Origin of the sequence: Collinsella aerofaciens (assembly GCF_028209395.1) — a bacterium.
Classification (GTDB): domain Bacteria; phylum Actinomycetota; class Coriobacteriia; order Coriobacteriales; family Coriobacteriaceae; genus Collinsella; species Collinsella aerofaciens_AZ.
In genome coordinates this window covers 1-1,826 of sequence record NZ_JAQLDQ010000048.1, presented here as the reverse complement: position 1 = coordinate 1,826, position 1,826 = coordinate 1, and the positions used below count along the sequence as shown (strand labels likewise).

2 protein-coding genes and 1 pseudogene are annotated in these 1,826 nt (G+C 62.6%); all 3 read left to right on the top strand.

Annotated elements, in window-relative coordinates:
- The first annotated feature begins 64 nt into the window (after positions 1-64).
- Positions 65-685 carry a PspC-like choline-binding domain-containing protein gene (locus PMW67_RS09660; RefSeq protein ID WP_271739701.1) on the top strand — a complete coding sequence of 207 codons (621 nt, stop codon included), beginning with the start codon at positions 65-67 and terminating at the stop codon, positions 683-685.
- Positions 686-1,024: 339 nt separating this feature from the next.
- Positions 1,025-1,669 carry a PspC-like choline-binding domain-containing protein gene (locus PMW67_RS09655; protein WP_271739700.1) on the top strand — a complete coding sequence of 215 codons (645 nt, stop codon included), beginning with the start codon at positions 1,025-1,027 and terminating at the stop codon, positions 1,667-1,669.
- Positions 1,663-1,826: pseudogene (locus tag PMW67_RS09790) on the top strand (choline-binding protein D); the annotation flags it as partial. The gene PMW67_RS09655 and the pseudogene PMW67_RS09790, both read left to right, overlap by 7 nt.

Below are 1,826 nucleotides of genomic sequence, written 5' to 3'. Positions count from 1 at the left end.
GCTGGCGCGCGGCCCCGTATCCGTCGGCGGCGTGCCCTACTGCTTCGACGCCCGGACGGGGGCCATGCTGACGGGCTACCAGACGGACGCGCAGGGCGTCCGCCGCTACTTCGGCAGCTGCGGCCCCCTTAACGGCTGGGGCCTCGTCGACGGCTCCTGGTACTGGTTCGCGAACGGCATCGCCTCGACCGGCTGGCTTTACACTGGCGGCTCCTGGTACTGGCTCGACCCCGACGCGGGCGGCGCCATGGTGACGGGCCTTCACGCATGCAACGGCTCCGCATACTGGTTCAACTCCTCCGGCGCCATGGCGACCGGGTGGGTCCTCGACGACGGGACCTGGTACTACGCGACTGGCTCCGGTGCCCTCGCCTCCGGCTGGCTCAACCTAAACGGTACGTGGTACTGGCTCGATCCCTCGACGCACGTCATGGCCACCGGGCTCCATGGGTGCAACGGCTCCATGTACTGGTTCAACGGCTCCGGCTCGATGGCGACCGGATGGGTCCTCGACGGCGGAACCTGGTACTACGCGACGGGCTCCGGCGCGCTGGCCTCCGGCTGGGCATATGTCGGCGGCGCCTGGTACTGGCTCGATCCCTCGACGCACGCTATGGTTACTGGTGTTCAGCAGATCGACGGGGCACAATACTCTTTTGCTAGTAATGGTGCTTGGCTCGGCTAGCAACTCTTCTTTAATTGCTTTTTTCTAATTACATATTGCTCTTAGCTATCCATTTGTAGACTATGTTTATGTAAAAATTGGTTACTACTGGGGGCTGACATGGCAAGGAAAAAGCGAATAACATTAATCCTAATCATTCTTTCAACTCTACTGCTCGCTGGGCCCGGTGTGGTTGATATCGCGAACGCAGAATCCATAAGCTCCTCCATCCCTACTGATTTTGAGCAGCAATCCGTCTCCTCGACTCTTAATTCTTCCGATTCAATCAATGATGGGTCTGCTCAAGAATCCGTTAAATGGAATCAGGGTTGGAATTCGTTTGACGGTAACTGGTTCTATGTGGATTCAGTTAATCCGGTCTCGCTGCATTCTGGCTGGCTCTATACCAATGGGGCCTGGTACTGGCTCGACCCCTCGACGCATGCCATGGCCATCGGGCTCCATGAGTGCAATGGCTCCGCGTACTGGTTTGACGCCTCCGGCGCGATGGCGACCGGGTGGGTGCTCGACGGCGGCACCTGGTACTACGCGACGGGCTCCGGCGCCCTCGCCTCCGGCTGGCTCAACCTAAACGGTACGTGGTACTGGCTTGACCCCTCGACGCACGCCATGGCTACCGGCTTTCACGAGTGCAACGGCTCACTGTACTGGTTTAATGCGTCCGGCGCGATGGCTACCGGATGGCTCCTCGACGGCGGTACCTGGTACTACGCGACGGGATCCGGCGCGCTGGCGCGCGGCCCCGTATCCGTCGGCGGCGTGCCCTACTGCTTCGACGCCCGGACGGGGGCCATGCTGACGGGCTACCAGACCGATGCGCAGGGCGTCCGCCGCTACTTCGGCAGCTGCGGCCCCCTTAACGGATGGGGCCTCGTCGACGGCTCCTGGTACTGGTTTGCGAACGGCATCGCCTCGACCGGCTGGCTTTACACCGGCGGCTCCTCTGGTACTGGCTCGACCCCGACGCGGGCGGCGCCATGGTGACGGGCCTTCACGTGTGCAACGACTCAGCGTACTGGTTCAGCGCCTCCGGCGCGATGGCGACCGGGTGGGTGCTCGACGGCGGCACCTGGTACTACGCGACGGGCTCCGGCGCCCTCGCCTCCGGCTGGCTCAACCTAAACGGTACGTGGTACTGGCT